This is a genomic window from Limnothrix sp. FACHB-406 (genome assembly GCF_014698235.1).
GTDB lineage: Bacteria > Cyanobacteriota > Cyanobacteriia > CACIAM-69d > CACIAM-69d > CACIAM-69d.
Genome location: NZ_JACJSP010000007.1, coordinates 70,289 through 92,659, shown reverse-complemented (window position 1 = coordinate 92,659; position 22,371 = coordinate 70,289). Strand labels below are relative to the sequence as shown.

Below are 22,371 nucleotides of genomic sequence, written 5' to 3'. Positions count from 1 at the left end.
CTAACCATGTCCTGGCAACGTCCCGACGGTCGATCGCCCGACCAGCTCCGCCCCGTTCAGTTTCAGCGAAATTTCACCAAATATTCCGCCGGGTCTGTGTTGGCCTGTTGTGGTGACACGCAGGTGATTTGCACCGTGTACGTGCAGTCCGGTGTGCCGCGCTGGCTGGCCGATTCGGGCCAAGGCTGGCTGACGGCGGAATATCGGATGATGCCGGGAGCCACGCCCGATCGGCAGTCGCGGGAAACCTTCAAGCTGTCCGGGCGCACCCAGGAAATTCAACGGTTAATTGGCCGGAGTTTGCGGGCGGCGGTGGATTTACGGGGCTTGGGGGAACGCACCCTGACGATCGATGCGGATGTGTTGCAGGCCGATGCGGGCACACGCACCACGGCGATCACGGGTTGCTATGTGGCGTTGGTGGATGCGTTGCAATCGCTGGTGGCCGCTGGGGAGTTGGCAACGTTGCCGATCGCCTCGCCGGTCGCTGCTGTTTCCGTGGGGTTGATCGAGGGAGCCGCTTATCTGGATTTGAACTACCCGGAAGACGTGGCCGCCGATGTGGACTTCAACGTGGTGATGAACGGCGAGGGTAATTTAATTGAAGTGCAGGGGACGGCGGAATCGGGCAGCTATAGCCGATCGCAACTGAATGCGCTGCTGGATTTAGCCGAAAAAGGTATCGGTGAATTGATGGCGGCCCAAGCGGCTGCTCTGACCGACTCAAATGGTTAGAAATCGCAGTTTTTAGGCGATCGCATAGCCTGAAAAACGGCGGAAATGAGGTGGATGAAACCCAATCACAATATCTTCTTTGGGAATACCTCGTTCAACCAAATTTTGAGCAATATCCAGTTCGGTATTGTTGACCTGAATCCAGATTTTTCCTTGCTTTAGGTCAAGGTGCATTGAGCAACCATAAATTCTTTGTTTGTTGTACCAGCCGATCGCCAAAACCTGGTAGTGGTCATGCTTGCTGTCAAACAAGGTTTGAACTTCAATATCACCATAGGATGGCTTGTAAGCTGCATAGTCTGTTAGAAGCTGCTTAATGACAGCTCGATAGGCTTGCAGTTTTTCTGTTTCCGAATTTAAGGCTGTCATCGGGTAATTAACCTCACTCAAAATAATTGAAATTCCATGATAAATCACTTGAAAACCAGAATTAACCAACGGCAAATCCGTTATATTGACGCATAAATGGCGAGTGATAAGCTAATACGATATCTGTTTTGGGAATGCCTTTTTCTAGGAGTTCATTGGCCACGCCTACTTCTGTTCCATCATATTGAATCCAAACCTTTTCCCCCTTGAGATCGATATGAATTAGAACGCCATAGACTCGTTGTTTTTGAAGCCAACCCGACCGCATGACTTGATAGTGATCGCGTTCATGGTCAAATATGGCTGCCATTTCAATCTCGCCATAGGCTGGCTGAATTTGGCTGTGCTCAAGCAAAATTTCTTGAATGACTTGGCGATATTGATTTAGTTTTTCCATGACAGCCACTCTCTCATCTTTAACATTTTAGATCCTCCAACACTGTCGTTAATGATCTTCCGGTGGTGGGGGCAGGGGGTTTAAACCCCTTGTCTGTTGATGATGTCGCGGGGCGTGGGTGGATGCTGTGGCTGGCTGGTCAGTGGAACAATAGAAACCTGTTCGCGATCGCTGAGGACTTATGGCGCAGGTTTTGGTGCTGACGAATGATGACGGGTACGATGCGCCGGGGATTGCCGCGCTCGATCGCGCCGTTACGGAATTGCAGTTGGGTTCAGTGCGGTGGGTTGCGCCCGCAACGGAACAGTCGGGCTGTGGCCACCAGATTACTAACCATCGTGCGCTGGCGGTGCAGGAGCGCGATCGCGGGTTTTCGGTGGCGGGCACACCGGCTGACTGTGTGCGGTTGGCGGTGAGCGAGCTGGTTCCCGAGGTGAGCCTGGTGCTGTCGGGAATTAACGCGGGCGGTAACCTGGGCACGGATGTCTATAACTCGGGTACGGTGGCGGCCGCTCGGGAAGCAACGCTGCAAGGCCGACGGGCGATCGCCCTGTCGCACTGGATCCGACGGCCCTTGGAAATCGATTGGGACTGGGCAGCTCAGCAGGCAGCGCGGGTGTTGCCCCTGTTGCTCGATCGCCCCTGGGAACCGGGCAGTTTTTGGAATGTGAATTTCCCGCACCTTGACCCCGGCGCTCCCGATCCCGAAATCGTGTTTTGTGAGCTGTCTCGTGACCCAGTTCCACCGATCTATCGGCGTACAGAGGAGGGCTATCAGTACAACGGCATCTATGGGGGTCGTCCCTACAAACCCGGAACCGATGTGGCCATTTGCTTTGGTGGCGCGATCGCTGTTACGCAGTTGCGGGTTTAGGGAGCCGATCGCGGGCGATCGCTAGAATTGAATCAGTTTGTCTCCCCTGCAAGGCTGGTTATGGTGCTTGCTGTCTCCCGCGATCGGGCCCTGTCGCTGGCTGAGTTTCTCGCATTGCCCGAAACTCAACCGGCCAGCGAATACATCAACGGCCAGGTTCATCAGAAGCCAATGCCACTTTGAATTGAAATGGCTCAGGCAATCCATTGAAAATTAATAGGAAAACGACCTAATTTTTGGATGCTTCTAATTCTGCTTTCATGCGCTCCAAGGTGATGTGCATCTGATCAAACATCATTTGAGGAGTCATCCCAAATTGCGAGAGGTGGGTTTTCAGTTGTTCCACCTGCATTTTGGCCATGAAATCATCTGACAATTCAAATCGCTTCATGAAAATTCGATAGCGATCGAGCACGGTTTCCATCTGTTCGATGTAAAGTCGCTTCCCTTCGCGATCGAACTTGCCGTAGTCGCCCCCAAGCTGCACTAGGGATTGATAAGTGCCAAAAATTTCCTTGGCTTCCTGTTGGACAATTTCAGAATCAAAAATGCTCATGTTTTATGCCTGGGTCATTGTTAACACCCATTTGTCTTTGATCTTAGCCGATTCTCCTCTGAGGCAAAACGCCCACCCAGTCGGGAGATCCGAACTTGAACGATCGGACTTTGCGCAGAGAAATTAGGGCAATGAACAGGGGCGATCGAGGGCTGGTTTGCTCGGTCTGCGGTTCAATGGGTGTTCAATGGGTGTAACCGATGTTGCTTTGGCGCGCGCCGCCCCTCGACCCGCCAATTTGCCAACTATCATGAACAATGGGCGCAACATCGCTGCCACCAACTCAGCCAAGGGAGTTCCAGACCGGTGCTGAGTCCCCAGAGTAGCCGAGGCTTGGCAACGGTCAATGCTCTATTGTTCGCCTGTTTTGCCTTGCTTTTTCTATGTTTCGTTGCTGAATCCGTTGTCTAACGAGTAACTTCCATTGCCAGCCAGTTAACTGAGGAGAGAACCATGACGGAAGTGGCAGGAACCTTAACCCGACCACGCAAGCGAACGATGGCCGTGGCCCTGGCCCTCACCTGTTTTGTGGTTCCCTTTGCATCGGGGTTGCACAAGTTTTATTTGCGGCAACGATGGTGGGGCGTGGCTTATTTTCTGTTTTTTTGGACAATGATTCCGCAAATTGCCAGTGCGATCGAGGCAATTTGGTATCTTTCCCAAGACCAAGAAGAGTTCGATCGCAACTTTAATAAAGAGCTACCGTCCGCCCAACGAACGGTCACGGTTACTGTGCAACCGGAGCGGGTAAATGCGGTGGGAGATGCCCTGCGAGAATTGGATCGACTTCGCCAAGAGGGATTAATTTCTGAGGCAGAGTTTGAACAAAAGCGCCGTCTGCTACTCGACCAAATTTAGATTGGCTGTCATCAATCTAAGTTTGAAAGATTAAAAGATTTGACCTTGGTTGCTGAGCGAACCATGACCTGATCTCAACTTTTTAGCACTGATTCAGATCTTGATCTAAGTTGGATCAAAATCTAGTAGCCACTCAGGTTTAGCTTAACCGAAATTCAGTTAGCTAGAAGCTTCCAGTTAGTTAAATCACCATAATTTTGTTGACTTCTGTGCCTCAGTTCTCTTCTCAAAATCCGTTATTCAGTTGGCTTCAAGCTCCCTTTCAGCCTGCAAACCCGGCTTTGAAAGCAGCTCGCAGCAAAATTGCGCGTGATCCATTTTGTCGGCTTAATTCTGCGTTGGAAGTGGCGGTGGCGGCCGAAATGGGCATTGCAATTGATGCTAATCGCGCCAGCATTGACGATTGGTTACGATTGCCAGGGCTATCGATTCGGCAAGCCACCTTGCTGACTCAATTGAGTGCGAGTGGAGTGGTGTTTTATGGATTAGAAGATTTGGCTGCTGCTTTAGGGGTAACGGTGGCACAGTTGGAGCCTTGGACACCGGTTTTACGGTTTTATTTTTACGATCCGGAGGCGGCTTCTTTTCAACGAACCTTGGATGCTAATCACGCCACAGTTGATGAACTGGAGCGGCTGCCGGGGGTCGATCGCGCCTTAGCAGAAAGAATGATTCGCGATCGCCAAGAGCGGGGTGCTTTCCGCAGTTTAATTGATTTAAAACGCCGCTTGAATTTATCTGGTGAACTGCTCGGAGAATTAATGCACTATTTACGATTCCCAACGTCTTAGATGATACGCATTGCAGGAAATTTAATAAAAATGTTATTGATATCAAATCTTTAAAAGAAAAATGTATCAGATGAGATTGATGAAATGAACTTAATTGATGATTGGCCAAAAACGACAGAAGCCGCCAAAGAAATTCAAAATCAACTGCGCGATCGAGTGATCTTGCAGGATCAATTCTCTGCCCCAAAATTGATTGGGGGAGCTGATGTGGGGTTTGAAGAAAATGGCGCGATCGCCCGTGCAGCCGTTGTGGTTTTGAGCTTTCCTGGCTTGGAGCGACTCGAATTTGCGATCGCTCGAATTCCCACTCCTTTTCCCTATGTGCCGGGATTTTTATCCTTTCGAGAAGTGCCAGTGATTTTGCAAGCTTTTGATCAGCTTCAACAAAAACCAGATCTGGTTTTATGTGATGGTCAAGGCTATGCTCACCCGCGTCGGTTTGGGTTAGCTTGCCACTTGGGATTGTTGTTGAACCTGCCAACCATTGGTGTGGCAAAATCCCACTTGATTGGAACCCACGAGCCGCTAGATTTGGCGAAGGGAAGTTGGCAACCTTTGATCGATCGCGAAGAAACTATTGGCGCAATTGTCCGATCGCGCCACAATTGTCGGCCGCTTTATGTTTCCTCGGGGCATCGAGTGAGTTTGCCCACGGCGATCGAGTTGGTTTTGAATTGCACCCCGCGCTACAGACTGCCAGAAACTACCCGCTGGGCCGACGCGATCGCCTCTCAACGGGGGGCTTTCAAGAACACTGAGCCTGGTAAGGTCAACCCATAGCTCAGCAATGGCCAATCAACCCTGATTCGATCCTGACTCAAGATATTGCTGCGATGCCAATCTGTTGCTTAGGTGTTGTTTTAGGCGCTTTTTGCAGTGATGGACTGGCGATGAACGCAAGGGGCTTGCTTAGCGCTTTTTGAATTTCTGAGTCTAAACTTCAAACTAAACCTCAAACTAAATCTCGAATTTCAGTTCTCGTAAAGTTTGGCGAATTCGCTCCGCTTCCGGTGACTGCTGTTGATCATATAATTCAACGGCTGTCTTAAAGGCTTTCAGACTTTCGGGCACATTGCCACCTTTCAAGAAAGCTGCGCCTAAATTTTGGTGAAATTCGGGCTTTGCCGGATCGAGTTCAATAGCTTTTTGATAATGTTCGATCGCCTCCAAAGTACGGTTCATTGCTCGCAGGTTTGAACCTAAATTGTAATGGGCGATCGCAAAGTTGGGATCAATGATCACTGCTTGACGATAGCTCTCATAGGCCGCCTGTAGGTTTCCTTTTTGGCGGTAAAGATTACCTAAATTGATCAAAGAACCTAATTTCAAAATTGGCAGAACTGGTTGGCGCAAAGCCGCACGATAATGGGCTTGGGCTAAATCGAGGTTCTGTTGTTGATTATAAAAAATTGCCAAGTGATAGTGTAGCTCATATAAAACTTCGGTCATTTTCTCTTGTTCTGCCCGCTTGAGACCGGTTTTCAAGAGTGCGATCCCTTGTTCAGGTTCTCCTAAGTCGATGAGCAGGGCCCCCAACTTGCTACAGACGTAGGGATCCTCTGGATTTGCTTTCCAAAAAACTTCCATGGCAGCCTTGGCCCGATCGGCTTTGGAAGCACTGGCAATCCGATCGAGCCGATAGCCATCATGATCGATGGCCGGCATCGAAAGGGACACAATTTTCCAGTGGGATTCCTGTTGCAAAAGCCGCACCACACTGTCATCAATAATGGCGTGGTAGGGGCGATCGAACTGAATTTCAGGATGCCGCCGAAACAAGCGCGAGACCAAAGAATAGGGAGATTGCACTGCGCCCAATTCTCGACGCACCAAATTCACCACCAAATGCTCTGGATAGCTAACCGCTTCGCGAATCGGTTCGATCGCTTCCGGCAGCAACCACTCATCCGCATCCAACACCAACACCCAATCGCTCTCGATTTGGGCCAAAGCTGCGTTTCGGGCGGCCGCAAAATCATTGCACCAATCGAAAAAAGCCACCCGCGCCCCGTGTGATCGGGCCCGCTCAACGGTGTCATCGGTGGAACCCGTATCTAACACTAAAATTTCATCCACACAGTCGCGCACACTGTTGAGGCAGCGATCGATCTGATGGGCTTCATTTTTGACAATGAGCGATAAACAGATACTCATGGCCGAAACACCGAGTGTAAATCTGAAGGGTAGATAATGCCGTTAAAATAACGAGATGATCGTTTGATCTTCGTCAATCTGAGCGCTGATCTGATGCTGATCTGATATTGATCGATTCCGGCTTGAACCAGATCTTAATCAGTCCTTAAATTGCGGTTTGTTCGCAATTCCCAATCACAACCTCCCGCTTTCATACTGGCTAAATCGTTTCCTAAATTTTCTCATCCTATGCCCCAAGACGTTCCACTCGGCTCAGTCATTCAAGGTTCCCTTAGCGAAGGGCTGGAGGTGCGGCTCCATGCCGATGTTTCCGTGGAAGAGATGCGAGTGGGCAAATTTTTGGTGGTGCGGGGGCGGCGATCGCACTTTTTTTGCATGTTAACCGATGTGGCTTTGGGAACCTCCAGCCAACGAATTACGATCGATCCGCCCCATCCCGATGATGATTTTTTGCGCGATGTGCTGGCCGGTAGTGGCACGTTTGGGACGATCGAACTCGCTCCCATGCTGATGTTTGTGCCCCAGGCAGAGATGGACTGGGAAAACCTGCCTTTACCCGATCGCTTGGCTCCAGAACCTGCCCAATCGGCCCGCAAAAACGGCAAAGCCAAGGACAAAAACGGCAACCAAGCATCCAGTAATTTAGCCTCCTTTGCTGCTAACCGCGATGCCAATTTGGAATTGTTACCCGTGAAAACCATTCCTAGTCACTTTTCGCAGGTCTATGAAGCGAGCGATCGGGACTTTCGGATCGTGTTTGGTTGGGAAGACGATCCCCAGCGACGCAATTTTGCGATTGGAATGCCGATCGATACCGATGTGCCCGTTTGCATTGACCTCGATCGATTCGTGGAGCGCAGTAACGGCGTTTTTGGGAAATCGGGAACCGGGAAATCATTCCTCACCCGTCTGCTGTTGGCGGGCACAATTCGCAAGCAAGTGGCGGTGAACTTAATCTTTGATATGCATTCGGAATATGGCTGGGAAGCCATGCGCGAAGGCAAAGGAATCAACACCGTCAAAGGGTTGCGACAACTTTTCCCGGGGCAAGTGGAAATTTACACCCTGGACGCGGAATCCACTAAGCGCCGAGGCGTGCGCGATGCCCGAGAACTCTACATCAGCTATGACCAAATTGATGTGGAAGATTTGATGCTGGTGAGTGCGGAGCTGAATCTTTCCGAAGCCAGCGTTGAAAATGCAATTATTTTGCAAAATGAATTTGGTAAATCTTGGATTTCACGGCTCCTCAGCATGACCAATGAGGAAATTCAGGATTTTTGCGAAACCAAAATGGGCAGTAAATCTTCGATCATGGCGCTGCAACGAAAGTTGAATCGTCTTGATCAAATCAAATATATGAGAAATGCTGGCTCGGATTATATCAAGCAAATTTTGGACTCCTTGGAAGCTGGAAAACACGTCATTATCGAATTCGGTTCCCAATCAAACATGTTGGCTTATATGCTAGCTACTAATATTATTTCTCGTCGGATTCATGGCATTTACGTGCGCAAAGCTGAGCGCTTTTTGCAAACCAAGGATCCCAACGACAAGCCCCGCCAATTGATGATCACGATTGAGGAAGCACACCGCTTCCTGGATCCCGCCACCGCCAAGCAAACTATTTTCGGCACGATCGCCCGTGAAATGCGGAAATATTTTGTCACCTTGCTGGTGGTTGATCAGCGTCCCTCGGGGATTGATAACGAGGTCATGTCGCAAATTGGAACCAGAATTACAGCCCTGTTGAATGACGAAAAAGATATTGAAGCTATCTTTACCGGTGTGGCAGGAGGACAAAGCCTGCGATCGGTTTTGGCCAAGTTGGATTCCAAGCAACAGGCCCTAGTTTTGGGCCATGCTGTGCCCATGCCTGTAGTGGTTAGAACTCGTCCCTATGATGAGAAGTTCTATGCGGAAATTGGCGACACTTTTTGGGAAGAACTGCCCGATGAAATCGCGATCGCGGAAGGGGACAAAGCCAAGGCTGATTTGGGATTTTAAAACGTGCTCATAGAACGTTGATGGGTTGGGTTATGGGGCAGGCGATTGATCGGGCGATCGCCCGCAGGATCTTGAGCACCTGAAACTTGATTGCCCGAACTCTCTACAACAGTCATGATTTTTCCTCAACCCCCAAGCGACCAGTTATGGCCGCGTCCATGGTTGCGACTACGGCGATCAGGGGCGATCGCGCGGGCCCGCAAGGCTTAACAGTGGTGTGACAAAAACTTCGTATGACTGCCATGGCAATGTCGCACCCGCTGGCTATACCTAGACCATGATGCTGATCCTCGGAAGCGGCTGAAGGGGTTTCCAAAACCCCAACCCAGCGCACCAACCAAGCGCAGGGCGGGATACCAATCTTTCAGGTTCGGTTATTGCTCCCCAGTCTGTCGTACCCAATTCCAACTTTTGCGATCACTATGGAAAAAGAGTCGCGCTCAGAAACCTGAAAAAGCCTGATTCTTCATTCAAGTTTGTGGAGTGAATAACAGCCCAATTTCAGTGCTTCGGTATTTGTTTCGACTCTTAACGTTACCGATCGAGCTGAAATCTTGCTTCCGGGAGATTCACCAATGAACTTCAAGGAAACTGAATGCCCATAACTCCCTTCGTGATCACACTCCAATCCTTCTTGAATGGTTGATTTCCAGTGCATTTCTGGCTGATTCTGAACTGGTTTTGATCGATTCTGGCTGATTTTCGGTTGATTTTTGATAGATTTCTGGTTGACTTCTGGTTGGTTGCTGAATTTTCAGTTGTGACCGAATTTGACTAACTGAGTTTTGGCTGACTTTGGTTGCGTTTTTCGTGGTTTTGCGAAATTGTCGCCTAATGGCTCGCCGTAACTCTGCTGGGAACTGTTGCCCAAGGTTAATTTAATGAACTTTTTGCAATCCAAGACCGTCTAATTCTTTGTCCCTTTGAGTGTTGCCAGGTGGGTTTTGGCCGCTCTTGGTTTGTGGACTCTTGACCTTTGGATCTTCAGTGTAGATCCGAATTTGGAATTTGTGGGACTCGTTTCCCAGGGCGTTTTTTGAAACAGACTTGCTCATCAATGAACGCCGATAACGCTGACGAATAACGCCGACCCGCAAGCTCTTGTGCTCGCGTCTTTGTGATTGAAAATAGGATGCTGACCATGCCGACCGCTATGATTCGCCCCCAAACGCAGCGATCCAAGTCGCGAGAAGGTGACAGTGCCGATTTGGTTCGCGCCTATTTGCACGAAATTGGCCGAGTTCCGTTGCTGACTGATGAACAGGAAATTATTCTGGGCAAACAAGTGCAGCAAATGATGCGGCTCTTGGACATCCAGGAGAAGCTGATGGGCGAGTTGGATCGATCGCCCACGGAGCAAGAATGGGCCGCCGCCGCCCAGCTTTCGGTGGAAGATCTGCGCCAGCAGTTGCGGGTGGGCGATCGGGCAAAGAAAAAAATGATTGAAGCCAACCTGCGTCTTGTGGTTTCGATCGCCAAGAAATACCAAAAACGCAACCTAGAACTCTTAGACCTGATCCAAGAAGGCAGCTTGGGTTTGGAGCGTGGGGTGGAGAAGTTTGACCCCATGATGGGCTACAAATTTTCAACCTATGCCTACTGGTGGATTCGCCAAGCGATCACGCGGGCGATCGCCCAGCAATCACGCGCCATTCGCCTGCCGATTCACATCACCGAAAAGCTGAATAAGGTGAAGCGGGTGCAGCGGGAATTAACCCAAAAACTGGGTCGATCGCCCAAGCTCTCGGAAGTGGCGGCCGAGCTGGAATTGGAACCGGCCCAAGTGCGGGAATTCATGCTGATTTCGCGGCAACCGGTTTCCCTGGAGTTGCGAGTGGGCGACAACCAAGACACGGAACTTCAGGACTTGCTGGAAGATGAAGGCGATCTGCCGGAAGATTACGCCAGCCGCGAGGCCCTGCGCTTGGATTTGCAAGCCCTGTTGGCGGAGCTGACTCCTCAACAACGGGATGTGATTACCCTGCGTTTTGGTCTCGAAGATGGTCGGGAACTGTCTTTGGCCAAGGTGGGCGATCGACTCAACATCAGCCGTGAGCGGGTGCGTCAGTTGGAACACCAAGCCCTGAAGCAACTGCGCCGTCGCACCGATGTGCGGGAATATTTGGCGAGCTAACGGCCGCCTTAATCCGCCTGCAACAAACCGATTGCGACCGACTAATTTCAACAAACGAATTGCAACAAAAAGCGGCGTTCCCGATCGGGTCGCCGCTTTCCAGTTCTAGTTGCGTCGTTTTAGTGCATCCGAGGAAACGGAAAATCTGTCGTGAGGCAAGCCGCGTCTCCCAAAACGCGATTGCATCAGGAATTCAATCTTCGCAGTGTGGTATCCGGTCGGATTTGCTTCGACCTGATTGTAGCTGAAGATACGAAAAATTTTGTAACATTTTTTTGCAAAATCTGGCAAAGATTCTGTAAAGAATTTGCAAAATCTCAAAATACCTGCTGCATTCCTCGCGCCTCCCAAAGCACCGGTAACGGCGATGGCCCTTGAAAGATGACTCTCCAACTCTCCCGATCGCTCCTGGAGCAACTGTGTCGAGCAGCGGAAGCGGCTTTGCCCTATGAATGTTGCGGCCTGTTGCTGGGCCGGCAAGTGCGCACCCCAGTTGAATTACCGGTTGAATCACCGGTTGAATTACCGATTGAGTCACCAGTCGGCCCAAGGAATCCAGCCCCCGCAGGTTCCATGGGGGCGATCGAGGCGATCGCGGCGATTGTCTATGAGCTGTGGCCCGCCAATAACGATTGGGAGCAACTCACCGATGAACCCTTTCGCACCTTGGATCCGATCCCCGCTGGCGAAACCAGTCCTGAGCGTCGCTATGCGATCGCCCCGGCCACGATGTTGGCGGCCATGCGGGCCGGTCGTGCCCGTAACCTTGATATCATTGGGGTTTATCATTCACACCCGCAACATCCGGCCGTTCCATCCGAGTTCGATCGCGCCTGTGCTTGGCCTGACTACTCGTACCTGATCCTGTCGGTAAAAGGCGATCAAACCGTGGACTGGCAAAGCTGGCGACTCAATCTCGATCGCCAGTTTCAGCCCGAGTCGATCGTTCTTTGTGGATCCTGATTGTTGATCTCAACTGCCCCTGGCGCGCCCGGTTGCTTAGCCACTGCGATTCGTTGATTCCCCCCAAGGCCGATCGCCCCCCAAGGTGATGCCTGGACGGGAAACCCCTCACAGCGATCGAAGGCGCGATCGCCCCCCCGCGATCGGGCATCGAACCCAAACCACCTCGCAACCTATGCTGAATATCGATACCAGCAACACACAACTCCTAAAAGAAGAGTACGAACGCTACTCTCGACACCTCATCCTGCCCGAAGTGGGACTGGAAGGCCAAAAGCGTCTGAAAGCCGCCAGCGTGCTCTGCATTGGCAGCGGCGGTTTGGGTTCGCCCCTGCTGCTCTACCTCGCCGCCGCCGGCATTGGCCGGATTGGCTTGGTGGACTTTGACGTGGTGGACTACTCCAACCTGCAACGCCAAGTTATCCACGGCACATCCTGGGTTGGCAAACCCAAAATCGAATCCGCCAAAAATCGGATCCTCGAAATTAACCCCTACTGCCAAGTGGATTTGTACGAGGCGCGGCTCAGTTCTGAAAACGCCCTTGATATCTTCCGCCCCTACGACATCGTGGTAGACGGAACGGACAACTTCCCCACCCGCTACCTGGTGAACGACGCTTGCGTTCTGCTCGACAAGCCCAACGTTTACGGTTCCATTTTCCGGTTTGAGGGCCAAGCCACCGTCTTTAATTACGAAGGCGGCCCCAACTACCGCGACCTCTATCCCGAACCCCCGCCGCCGGGCATGGTTCCTTCCTGCGCCGAAGGTGGCGTGTTGGGAATTTTGCCGGGGATCATTGGCGTAATCCAAGCCACGGAAACCGTCAAAATCATCTTGGGCAAGGGCACGACCCTGAATGGTCGCCTGTTGCTGTACAACGCCTTGGATATGAAGTTCCGGGAACTGAAGTTGCGGCCCAACCCCGAACGTCCCGTCATTGAAAAGTTGATTGACTATCAACAATTCTGTGGGTTACCGCCCGTGGGCCAAGCCGAAGAAAAACCCGACGTGGCCGAAATGAGCGTCACGGACTTGAAATCTTTGATCGACAGCGGCGAAGACTTCCTGCTGTTGGATGTGCGCAACCCCAACGAGTTTGAAATCGGCCGCATTCCGGGATCGGTGTTGGTGCCGTTGCCAGATATCGAAAGCGGCAGCGGGGTTGGGAAGGTGAAAGACCTGCTCAAGGGCCGCAAGTTGGTGGTTCACTGCAAGATGGGCGGGCGATCGGCCAAGGCCCTCGGGATCCTGCAAAAGTCTGGCATTGACGGCATCAACGTCAAGGGCGGGATCAATGCTTGGAGCCAAGAAGTGGATCCTTCGGTTCCCCAATACTAGTTCTTGATCCCAGCTCAAAATCCCAGCTTGTAATCCCACTGATTTGCGCGAATCTGGTTGGCGCAGATCTGGTTGGTGAAAATCTGGTTGGTGCAAAGCGGCGGTTAATCTTCATGAAGAGGGCCGCCGCTTTTGCATGGCTCAGTTTCCTGAGATCCTTAGGCAGAGGGCGATCGCCCGTTCCGGGACATGGGGTCGCCTAGACTTTTCAACCCCTTTGGATACAATGGAAATTGAACGGTTCAGTAAAAATTCCTAACTTCCATCGCTCGATTCGTCCATCGAGGGTGCGATCGTTCGGTGCTTTGGCCCTCCGGTCAGCATTGCCCAATCCCTTAACTTTCTTGGGCTAATTGGCTGTCCCTGCCTCAGTTCCGCTCGGTATTTCTGGTCGTCCAAATGCTCTGTCTCCAGTTGTGATGGCCCCCACAGTTCGCCAAGAAAAACATCAGTGGCGCAAGCTGAGTTTCCCTTCAACGCTGCATTTGTGCCCTGTTCTGGATTTGTTAGTGGAAGATGTCCCGGAGCCTTGGCGCTTTGAAGTGCGCCTTGGGTTACAGGAGGCTTTGGTCAATGCGGTGAAGCATGGTAATGGCCTTGATCCGGGAAAACGAGTGTGTGTTCACTTTTCTGCTCGCAGCCACCGCTACTGGTGGATGATTGCCGATCGGGGGGGAGGATTTAAGCCCCCTTGTTGTTGCCATGCGCCGCCGTTGCCACCTGTGGCCATGGATGCGGATCTGGATGATGTGACCATGGATTTGGATGCGGTGGAAGACCTGCTGCCGGGTAACGAGGGGGAATGCGGCCGCGGTTTGTTCATCCTGCATCAAGTGTTCGATCGGGTGGAGTGGCAAGAAGGCGGCCGCGTGTTGCATCTGTACAAGGAAACGGATCCGATCCGGGTCTCGAAACGGCAGCGCTTGGCCCAAGCGGCCCAAGGTTTGCGGGCCAGTTTGCGAGAACGCTATGTGGCGCTAGTGCGTTAGCGGCCATGATCCGGGCAGGGCGGGGCGCTCACGGTGCGATCGAGCCATCCCGCCGCCTGCTGCAAATGCTCTAGGGCCATTTGGGGTTGGTCGCGCAACAGGGCCACCAAGGCCGCCGCCGCCTGTTCCCGGGCCCGGATCGATCGATTGCCCTTTTGTCGATGCCAATCCCCGTTGCCCAGCGCCAAACGCGATGCGAGCACCTGCGCCAGTTCTAAATCGGTCAGCTCTTGACAGGACTTGGCTTCCAGGGGGTTGGTAATCGGCTGGTGGGCAAAAAGGGAAGGTTTCATGGGTTGCTCGATCGCCCAATTGAAGCTGGGGGCAAGAAATCAAGAAATATTGCCTTCAGTGTGGCGACCTTTCCCAAAAAAATCAAATCTAATTACTGATCCCAACTATTGGATCCAAACCATTTGTCCAAGCTACCAGAGACAAGGGGCTTAGGGCCTGTCGTCAAATCGCCCAAAACCCTGACGATCTCATCCTCCCAACCGATCAGTCGTAGGGGCGGGGTCTCCCCGCCCAGTCCCCGCCCAGTCCCCGCCCAGCCCCCGCCCAGCCCCCGCGATCCTTGGGTGTTCCCAGGGGTGGATGGGGTTGTAGCGATCGCCCGGGTTAGGGTTGGGAGACCCAACCCCTACGGCGATGGAAATATGGAAAAGGCGATATCCCCTAAGCTCCTTGCCCCTGATCGCGAAATGATCGGCAATTTCGAGGTGACGATCGGCTCAGGTTGCTGGTTGCGCAATTACGATTCCACGATCGTTAATTCACCATCCCGAAAATGGCCGCGAAACTTCCCTTCAAATTGCACCAGAAAAGGAAAGTTGGCGCTGACGGGGCGGCCCTGGTGCTCGGTGACGATCGCAATGATTTCCCCTTCCTTGCCTTCCAAGTTGTAGGGTTTGCCCCGATGCTCCGGGTAGTGGTAGACCTCTACGGTGGTGCTGACACGCACGCGATCGCCGACTTTCATAACCTCTGACAGCTCGCTAATAAACTTGGGTGGTTGAGCACGATCTGGAATGCCCAGAACGCAGGATTACCTACGTGGCGTTCGGTTCCAGTCGCGATTTTGGTCGTGATTCTGGATTTTCCCACACAAACCGCAGCGGAAACGGGTGATTAAGAGATCAATAACTGGCCATCAAAAAAAATGGCCATCAAAAAACTAGCCATCAAAAAATTCACGGGCTAAGGGCCGGGAACGGGGAGTTCTTCGGTGGTGGTGTTGGGCGCAGGCGTGCCCGGCTGTGTGGAGCGGGTGGGTGCGGAGGGCGTACGGTCGGGATCGGGTCGATCGCCCCCGGAGGGACGCAGGGTGAGGGCCAGGGCGATCGCCCCCAAAATGACCAAGGCGATCGCGCCCAGCCCTATCCACTGGGGTTTGCTCAGGCCCGGGTGCGATCGGCGGCGACGCTGGGAACGGGGCGGACGGCTGGTGGTTTGCAACAGGGCTTGGGACGCTTCGGACATTTCCGATTCCCAGGTGGCCGGAGCCAAGGCCACGGCTTCGGGGGCCGCCGTCCAGGGATCGGGAATGCCCACGTTCAGGGGACTGAGACGACAAAGCAGGGCCACAGCGGTGGTGTTGTCGCTGCCATTGGTGGCGACGGCGGCGGCCACCCAGGCCTTGAGGGTTTCGTTGAGCGATCGCGTGCCGGTCACAATTCCCAATCCATATTCCCGCCAGCTTTGTTCCACCCAACCCTGATCGCTGAACCCATCGGAACAAAGCAACAGCAGCCCATCCTCATCCACAATCCAGCGCTGAACATGGGGTTGCAGATTGTCCGCTTCCTTCGCTCCCAAGGCCTGGGCGATCGCGCTGCCATTGGGTTGGTTTAGGGCTTCGCGATAGGAACGGAAACCGGTTTCTGCTTCGCGGCCCGCCAGGTCGTCATCCACCGTCAAGGGAATGCAGCCGCCCATGGAAATCCAATAGGCTCGGCAGTCGCCCACGTGAGCAATGTAGAGATCGCGGGCAATGGTGGTTTGCTCCACGAAGGGGGGCCGCAGGGGTTGGGGCAGGGCGATCGCCAGGGCGGCGGTGGTGGCCATCCGCTGGCGGGCTTCCCGGCCTTGGCTGTCGTTTTGGGTGGCAATCAGATTGTTGGCCACCCGCAGCATGGCCCGAATCTGTTCCGTGGCGATCGGGGCTTCGATCGATTCGCCACTTGTAATCGCCTCGGAAATCAAAGCTTGGGCCTGCAATTGCAACGACTGCATGGCCATTTGGCTGGCCACTTCGCCCCGTTCGCGCCCACCCAACCCATCGCAAACAATCGCCACGCCGGGATCGATCGCCCCCACGGGCGGCAAGGGCGAAAAGGTGTCGGGATAGCAGGTGTCCTCGTTGTTCGATCGCTGGCGACCCGGATCCGTGAGGCCCGCTGCGATCACCGTCAAATCGTATTGGGCTTGGGTTTCTTGGATCAGGCGATCGAGCAGGGTGGCCGCTCCGGCCGGATTCAACGCGCCTTGGCGAATTTGGGTACACCAGTCCTGAAGCCGAACCCCCAGCAGGGCATCATTTTCCGTCGAGACCTGCGGCAACCAACCGGTAAGCCAAGCAAACCACAAATCCCCCAGCCGCCGAAAATTCCCTTCCCGATCGGCCTCATCGGCCATCAACTCCCGTAGCCACAAACGCCCCCCCTGAATCCGCACGTTTTGCAACGAAAGCAGGCTGGCTGTCACCCCTTCCGCTGCCAGGGCGGGCCATAGGTCTAACAGTTGCCGCAACCAGTGGAGCCGCCGCAGATTCCGGGCCCCACCCCAAGCCTCATTAATGCTCGGGTAAGGTTGCCCCTGGTCGTTCAGGGGAGCGTTTTCCAGCAGGATCGTATCGGGTGACTGATCACCCATTAAGCAAAGACCATAAAACTGAGGCAAGTGGCGGGCCCAGCGATGGAGCCGCAGATAGGGCAGGGATCGATCGGGCAGTTGGGGCGGCACATCGGGCGATCGGGCCGGTTCCGTCTCCAGCCACACGGACGGTGCTTGCACGTAATAGCGCCCGGCCACCATGTTGCCCACCGGAATCGCTGCCGCCACTTCTCCCACGGCCCACAGGTAGCGATAGAGCAGCGGTGTTTGGCACTCGCTACAGCGCTCCCGCCCGATCGCATTGCGAGGTTGGGCACAACTTGGATTTACGCAGTAGATGGGCGGCTCAAGTCCGTTCATTGCTGGCAAGCACAGTAGCGGATACCGCTCGATTGTATCCCTGGAATCTTCCGGATCCCGCCGATCCACGGATCCCAATTGATGAATCACCTGGATGACTTCATTAACAGGACAGCCCAAAACCCGAAAGCTAGAATGGCCTCAGACCGGTCGGCTCTTGCCACCCCTCCCTTCTGAACAGCCGGTTCCTATGTCCTTAACCACCCTTTGGATCCTGCTCGGTGCAGGGTTGTGTTTAGCAGAACTGTTTGTGCCCACGGCCTTTGTGGCGGCGGTGATGGGAGTCAGTGCGCTGGTGGTGGCTCTGGTGTCGGTAGTGTTGCCCAGTGCGCCCCTGCAAGTGGGGCTGTGGTTGGGGTTGTCGGTGGTGATGATTCGGGCGGCCCGGCAATGGCTCGATCGCCCCGCCCCGAAGCAACATTGGGACGCGATCGAGGGGCAAACCCTCACCGCGATCGCCCCCGGCCAACCCGGCCGCGTCCTCTATGAAGGACAATCCTGGGCCGCCCGTTGCCAAGACACCAGCCAGGCGATCGCCCCGCAAACCCCTGTGTATATCGTTGGCCGCCAGGGGACAACCCTGTGGGTGCTACCGATCGAGCATTGGCCAGACAACCTAGAACCAGAGGCATAATGAGCACTTTCCTGATCCTTGCCCTCGCCCTGGGCGGCACAGCCCTCTCGGGCATCAAAATCATCAACCAGGGTGATGAAGCCTTGGTGGAGCAGTTGGGAAAATACAAGGGAAAACGCCTGGAACCGGGCATTAACTACGTGATTCCCGTGCTGGAGCGTGTGGCCTATCGGCAAACCTTGCGGGAACGGGTGATTGATATTCCGCCCCAGCAATGCATCACCAGGGACAACGTGAGCATTACGGCCGATGCCGTGGTCTATTGGCGAGTGGTGGATCTCGAGAAATCCTTTTATAAGGTTGAAAATCTGCAAATGGCCATGACGAATTTGGTGTTGACCCAAATTCGATCGGAAATGGGCAAGTTGGAACTGGATGAAACCTTCACCGCCCGGGAACGGGTTAACGAAGTTCTGCTTCAGGATCTGGACATCGCCACGGATCCTTGGGGTGTGAAGGTAACCCGGGTGGAACTACGCGACATCATTCCCTCCAAGGCCGTGCAGGAATCGATGGAGTTGCAAATGTCCGCCGAGCGGCGCAAACGGGCGGCCATTCTCACCTCGGAAGGGGAGCGAGAATCGGCGGTGAACTCCGCCCGCGGCCAAGCGGAGGCCCAAGTGCTGGAGGCGGAAGCTCGGCAAAAGGCGGCGATTTTGGCGGCGGAGGGGGAACGTCAGGCGATCGTGCTGAAGGCCCGGGCTGACCAAGAGCGGCAGGTGCTGCAAGCCCAGGCCACGGCGCAGGCCCTGAAAATTGTGGCCCAGTCACTTCAGCAAGATCCCAAGGCAGCGGAGGCCCTGCAATTTCTGATCGCCCAAAGCTATTTGGCGACGGGCCAAGCGATCGGCAGCAGCAACAGCAGCAAGGTGATGTTCATGGATCCGCGCAATATTTTGTCCACCCTCGAAAGCCTGAAGACATTGACGGGCGATTAAGCATAGGGGGCGATCGGGCGGCGGCTCCAATGCGCGATCGAGCCAATCCCTCAGCCCTTACCACTCATCAACGGTTCATCAACTTGCACCAGTGGTCTCAGGCGCTTGGGCAATCTTCCGGCCCTGCGCTTAAATGGGGGCGGGACTTGCGGCGCTCGGCCTTGGATCGATCGGAATGGATCGGGATCGGTCAGGATCAATCGGGACTGGATGGATTCTGGGTTTGGATCTGGACTCGGATCGAGTCGATCGAGCCGTTGCGACCATTTCCCAATCAGCTTCCCCGGGACTCAGCGAGGCATTGACCCAACCATGAAGTACGGAATCGACATTGGCCACAACGCCCCTCCCGACACGGGGGCACGCGGCATCCGGTTTGAAGACGAGCTGACCATGGCCGTTGGCACAAGGGTAATCAACAAGTTGCGGGCCTTGGGGCATACGGTGGTGAATTGCACCCCCCGTAGCGCCTCCAGCGTCACCAACTCCCTTTGGCAGCGCTGTAATGTGGCAAATCTCAACCGGGTTGATGCGTTTGTGTCGATTCACTTCAACTCCTTCAACACGGTGGTGAGTGGTACGGAAGTTTTTGCGGCCAGTGCCACAGGTGAACGGTTGGCGGCTCCCGTGCTGCGCGAAATTGTGGCCCTGGGGTTCAACAGCCGTGGGGTCAAAAATGGCGCACATTTATACGTGATTCGCAACACGTCTGCGCCGGCCATCTTGGTGGAATGCTGTTTTTGCGATTCCCGTCGGGACATGGATTTGTTTGATCCCGAAAAGATGGCTAACGCGATCGTGAAGGGGTTAACGGGACAATTACCCAAGCCGGAGCCAACCCCAACCCCGGTGCAGTCCAGTGCCCAGGTTTTGGAATTGCAGCGCACCTTGAACCGGCTCCGAATTTTGGATCGCAACAACCAGCGCCTAGCCGAAGATGGGTTCATTGGCCCGTCCACCACATCGGCCACCCAACGATTGCAGGCGATTTTGGGTTTGGTGACGGATGGGGTGGCGGGCGATCGCACCTGGGTGAACATTCGGCAAATTTTGGCCAAGCCGATTTTGCGGCCCAACCAAACCTCCGGCCCCGCTGTGCGCTACTTGCAATTTCGGGTGGGCGTGGCGATCGATGGCATCTATGGCCCCGGAACTCTGGATGCGGTGCGCCGTTTCCAAACCCAAAACCGCCTGACGGTGGATGGCATTGTGGGGCCGCAGGCTTGGGCTGCCCTGATTGGCTAGCGGAATGGGCCTCAAGGCCTGAGTAATCACGATCGCCCGCTCATGCACTAGAAAACATAAAGAGGCCGATCAATTGCCCATGAATAGCAATCGATCGGCCTGGCTAAGGGCTTGGGTTTCCCAACCTTTGCTCGGTTTTTGAGCAGTCGCCGAGACTGAATCCCAGCATTCAAGCCCGAAACTTCAAAATTGCAACGTCAAGGCCGGCCCTCGATTCAGCGGCCGGCTCCAAGCCGGCCACGATTGAAACCTTGGTGGCAGCTAAACCTTGGTGCGATCGGTCAAAATCTCAAAGCCATCCTCCGTCACCAGCACCGTATGCTCCCACTGGGCTGACCAGGAGCGATCGACCGTTACGGCCGTCCACTTGTCACTCAAAATTTTGGTTTTCTTGGAACCCGCATTCAAAATCGGCTCGATCGCCAGGGTCATCCCCGCCCGCAGCCGCACATTCGGCAGCTCACGGGTTCGGAAATTAAACACCGCCGGTTCTTCGTGCAGGTTGCGCCCCACGCCGTGACCGGTGAAATCTTCCACCACCGAGTAGCCATTGGCCTTCACCACGTCCTCGATCGCCCCGGCAATGTCCAGCAGCGTTCCACCGGGTTTCACCTGATGAATTCCGGCAAACAAGGCTTCTTCAGCAACTCGTGCCAGGCGATCGGCCTCCGGAGAGACCTGCCCCACCCGCACCGTCACACAGGAATCGCCATGGAACCCGTTGAAATAGGCTCCCGTGTCTACCTTCACAAGGTCACCACTTTGGATCGTCTTTTTCGAGTTGGGAATTCCATGCACCACTTCATTATTAATGGAGGCGCAAATGGAAGCTGGGAACCCGTGATAGCCCTTGAAGCTGGGCACAGCTCCCATTTCACGAATTCGCTTTTCTGCGTGGCGATCGAGGTCAGCCGTGGTCATGCCCGGTTCTGCCAACTCCAGAATTTCCTTCAGCACCGTTGCCACGATCGCCGAAGCCTGCCGCATGATCTCGATCTCGCGCTTCGATTTGATTTCAATACCCCGGCGATTTTTTTGAATGCGCGGGCCCGTTTGCGAGTCGGCAGGCTTGGACTTGGGCAGCAGGTCGGCAAAAACGTTCATGGTGTTAGCAGGTGGTGTTAGCGATCGAAGCGACAGTGGGGAAGGCAATGTCCCTCTAGAGCTTATCAAAAAACTTTACAAGCCTGGGGGACTCTGGCCGGGGCTGGGTAACAGCCGGGTGCTTGCCCAACCGCAAGCGGCGATCGCCCGTCAAAGCCCCGGGGAGGTCAAGGCTCCCTACTGAATCAAAATTTCGCCGGTCATGCCCGCCGCCTGGTGGCCAGGCACGGTGCAACGGAGGGTATATTTGCCCGATCGCACCGGCACAAACACCCAATCGGCCACCGTGTTAGGGCGCAACTCCAACTCATGGATCGCGCCCTTCACCTCCACGTTGCCCGCATCGACCTTCTGCGACCAAATGGCATCGGCAAAATCTTTGGCCGTGAAATAGTGTTTGGTGGGGCTGTTGTTGCTCAGGCGCAGTTTGTAGCGCTTGCCGGCCTCGAAGGTCAATTGATTGGGCACAAAGCGCAATTCTCCAGAAGTGGTTCCCAGTTCCACGGCCACTTCCACGGGGGGTTGCTGACTTAAGGCCACGGCCGGAGCGGCCCAAGCCGGTGCGCACCCAATTCCCGTCAGCCACAGCCCAGCAATCAGCAATGGCATCAGGATCGATATCAGGATCGATCGCCCGATCGCTCGTTTGGCTGTTTTGAACCCCAGTTGCGTCTTAGCAAGTAAGGTTGTCCTTGTTGACGCATGGGAATCGATCGGAAAAAATGTCAATTTCCGTAAGTTCTGAATTTTCATACTCCTAATTTCCCAATTCTCGAAAAGGTGATTCAATCAAACTGGGTTACCTCGCCATTTTCTTGATCTTTGATTAATCAACAAATCAATAACCCATTCAATGATTGAGAAACAGTCAAAAACATCTTTCAAAACAAGACAAAAAAGCCCGGAGCTCGATTTTGGTAATGAATTGGATCGATTACCCCACGGCCCTAATTGTCCTAAATCTAGTGTAGGACGGGTTGGTGGCTTCACAAATGGTGAATCACTGCACAGGAGTGCGGTTACTGACTAAAAAACAAGATTGGAAAACCACGTGCGAGATCGATATTGGTGGATCGATCTCGCCAGGGTAAG

Annotated in this window: 22 protein-coding genes and 1 pseudogene; 14 read left to right on the top strand and 9 right to left on the bottom strand. The window is 54.0% G+C overall.

Annotated elements, in window-relative coordinates:
- Window positions 1–6: 6 nt before the first annotated feature.
- Window positions 7–735, top strand: coding sequence for a ribonuclease PH (gene rph, locus H6G53_RS09185; protein WP_190532204.1), 729 nt, complete (start codon window positions 7–9; stop codon window positions 733–735).
- A 12-nt stretch (window positions 736–747) separates the two neighbouring features.
- Here the strand turns inward: rph and H6G53_RS09180 are convergent, their stop codons facing one another.
- Window positions 748–1,173, bottom strand: a complete 426-nt coding sequence (locus tag H6G53_RS09180) for a XisI protein (protein WP_347343127.1) — start codon at window positions 1,171–1,173, stop codon at window positions 748–750.
- Complete coding sequence (locus tag H6G53_RS09175; protein WP_190532201.1) at window positions 1,166–1,501, bottom strand: XisI protein; 336 nt, start codon at window positions 1,499–1,501, stop codon at window positions 1,166–1,168. Before H6G53_RS09175 ends, H6G53_RS09180 begins: the two co-directional genes overlap by 8 nt.
- 181 nt (window positions 1,502–1,682) lie before the next feature.
- On the opposite strand from H6G53_RS09175, the gene surE reads away from it, so the two are divergent.
- On the top strand, window positions 1,683–2,375 hold the full coding sequence (gene surE, locus H6G53_RS09170) for a 5'/3'-nucleotidase SurE (protein ID WP_190532198.1): 693 nt from the start codon (window positions 1,683–1,685) through the stop codon (window positions 2,373–2,375).
- Window positions 2,376–2,435: 60 nt separating this feature from the next.
- Window positions 2,436–2,552, top strand: a pseudogene (locus H6G53_RS18695) (Uma2 family endonuclease); the annotation flags it as partial.
- A 52-nt stretch (window positions 2,553–2,604) separates the two neighbouring features.
- Here H6G53_RS18695 and H6G53_RS09165 read toward each other — a convergent pair.
- Complete coding sequence (locus H6G53_RS09165; protein ID WP_099533655.1) at window positions 2,605–2,931, bottom strand: DUF1825 family protein; 327 nt, start codon at window positions 2,929–2,931, stop codon at window positions 2,605–2,607.
- A gap of 453 nt (window positions 2,932–3,384) precedes the next feature.
- Between H6G53_RS09165 and H6G53_RS09160 the strand changes: the two genes are divergently transcribed.
- The 3 genes from H6G53_RS09160 (at window position 3,385) to nfi (ending at window position 5,360) form a co-directional block, all read left to right on the top strand.
- The gene (locus H6G53_RS09160; RefSeq protein ID WP_190532195.1) at window positions 3,385–3,789 is read left to right on the top strand and encodes an NINE protein; all 405 of its coding nucleotides are present in this window, start codon (window positions 3,385–3,387) and stop codon (window positions 3,787–3,789) included.
- A gap of 281 nt (window positions 3,790–4,070) precedes the next feature.
- Window positions 4,071–4,580: a ComEA family DNA-binding protein gene (locus H6G53_RS09155; RefSeq protein WP_242030835.1), complete on the top strand. Its 510-nt coding sequence runs from the start codon at window positions 4,071–4,073 to the stop codon at window positions 4,578–4,580.
- Window positions 4,581–4,664: 84 nt separating this feature from the next.
- Window positions 4,665–5,360: a deoxyribonuclease V gene (nfi, locus tag H6G53_RS09150; protein ID WP_190532192.1), complete on the top strand. Its 696-nt coding sequence runs from the start codon at window positions 4,665–4,667 to the stop codon at window positions 5,358–5,360.
- A 177-nt stretch (window positions 5,361–5,537) separates the two neighbouring features.
- Here the strand turns inward: nfi and H6G53_RS09145 are convergent, their stop codons facing one another.
- Window positions 5,538–6,734, bottom strand: coding sequence for a tetratricopeptide repeat protein (locus H6G53_RS09145; RefSeq protein WP_099533650.1), 1,197 nt, complete (start codon window positions 6,732–6,734; stop codon window positions 5,538–5,540).
- 228 nt (window positions 6,735–6,962) lie between these two features.
- Here H6G53_RS09145 and H6G53_RS09140 point away from each other — a divergent pair, with 228 nt between their 5' ends.
- From H6G53_RS09140 to H6G53_RS09120, 5 genes are all read left to right on the top strand, one after another.
- Window positions 6,963–8,741 (top strand): helicase HerA domain-containing protein, encoded by a 1,779-nt coding sequence (locus H6G53_RS09140; protein ID WP_190532189.1) that lies wholly within the window; start codon window positions 6,963–6,965, stop codon window positions 8,739–8,741.
- Between the two features lie 1,141 nt (window positions 8,742–9,882).
- Complete coding sequence (locus tag H6G53_RS09135) at window positions 9,883–10,875, top strand: RNA polymerase sigma factor, RpoD/SigA family (protein WP_099533740.1); 993 nt, start codon at window positions 9,883–9,885, stop codon at window positions 10,873–10,875.
- A gap of 381 nt (window positions 10,876–11,256) precedes the next feature.
- A complete protein-coding gene (locus H6G53_RS09130; RefSeq protein ID WP_190532186.1) occupies window positions 11,257–11,838 on the top strand; it encodes a M67 family metallopeptidase in 582 nt (193 codons plus the stop codon).
- 175 nt (window positions 11,839–12,013) lie between these two features.
- Window positions 12,014–13,177: a molybdopterin-synthase adenylyltransferase MoeB gene (moeB, locus tag H6G53_RS09125; RefSeq protein ID WP_099533643.1), complete on the top strand. Its 1,164-nt coding sequence runs from the start codon at window positions 12,014–12,016 to the stop codon at window positions 13,175–13,177.
- 419 nt (window positions 13,178–13,596) lie between these two features.
- Complete coding sequence (locus H6G53_RS09120) at window positions 13,597–14,166, top strand: ATP-binding protein (protein ID WP_099533641.1); 570 nt, start codon at window positions 13,597–13,599, stop codon at window positions 14,164–14,166.
- Here the strand turns inward: H6G53_RS09120 and H6G53_RS09115 are convergent.
- The 3 genes from H6G53_RS09115 to H6G53_RS09105 form a co-directional block, all read right to left on the bottom strand.
- Window positions 14,163–14,459, bottom strand: coding sequence for a DUF6439 family protein (locus tag H6G53_RS09115; protein ID WP_199291485.1), 297 nt, complete (start codon window positions 14,457–14,459; stop codon window positions 14,163–14,165). The two genes, H6G53_RS09120 and H6G53_RS09115, sit on opposite strands and share 4 nt — an antisense overlap.
- A gap of 458 nt (window positions 14,460–14,917) precedes the next feature.
- Window positions 14,918–15,145 carry a ferredoxin-thioredoxin reductase variable chain gene (locus H6G53_RS09110; protein WP_099535277.1) on the bottom strand — a complete coding sequence of 76 codons (228 nt, stop codon included), beginning with the start codon at window positions 15,143–15,145 and terminating at the stop codon, window positions 14,918–14,920.
- A 218-nt stretch (window positions 15,146–15,363) separates the two neighbouring features.
- Complete coding sequence (locus H6G53_RS09105) at window positions 15,364–17,358, bottom strand: PP2C family serine/threonine-protein phosphatase (RefSeq protein WP_190532183.1); 1,995 nt, start codon at window positions 17,356–17,358, stop codon at window positions 15,364–15,366.
- 190 nt (window positions 17,359–17,548) lie between these two features.
- Here H6G53_RS09105 and H6G53_RS09100 point away from each other — a divergent pair, with 190 nt between their 5' ends.
- The 3 genes from H6G53_RS09100 to H6G53_RS18580 all read left to right on the top strand — a co-directional run bounded on the left by H6G53_RS09100 (window position 17,549) and on the right by H6G53_RS18580 (window position 20,175).
- Entirely contained in the window at window positions 17,549–17,992 is a 444-nt protein-coding gene (locus H6G53_RS09100; protein WP_190354579.1) for an NfeD family protein, read from the top strand.
- Window positions 17,992–18,930 (top strand): SPFH domain-containing protein, encoded by a 939-nt coding sequence (locus tag H6G53_RS09095; RefSeq protein ID WP_199291484.1) that lies wholly within the window; start codon window positions 17,992–17,994, stop codon window positions 18,928–18,930. The genes H6G53_RS09100 and H6G53_RS09095 overlap by 1 nt, the downstream gene beginning before the upstream one ends.
- Before the next feature lie 312 nt (window positions 18,931–19,242).
- Entirely contained in the window at window positions 19,243–20,175 is a 933-nt protein-coding gene (locus H6G53_RS18580) for an N-acetylmuramoyl-L-alanine amidase (RefSeq protein ID WP_190532180.1), read from the top strand.
- 261 nt (window positions 20,176–20,436) lie between these two features.
- Here H6G53_RS18580 and map read toward each other — a convergent pair whose 3' ends face one another.
- Both map and H6G53_RS09080 read right to left on the bottom strand, forming a co-directional pair.
- Window positions 20,437–21,279 carry a type I methionyl aminopeptidase gene (gene map / locus H6G53_RS09085; protein WP_099535267.1) on the bottom strand — a complete coding sequence of 281 codons (843 nt, stop codon included), beginning with the start codon at window positions 21,277–21,279 and terminating at the stop codon, window positions 20,437–20,439.
- A 177-nt stretch (window positions 21,280–21,456) separates the two neighbouring features.
- Complete coding sequence (locus tag H6G53_RS09080) at window positions 21,457–21,888, bottom strand: plastocyanin/azurin family copper-binding protein (protein WP_190532178.1); 432 nt, start codon at window positions 21,886–21,888, stop codon at window positions 21,457–21,459.
- Between the last annotated feature and the right edge of the window lie 483 nt (window positions 21,889–22,371).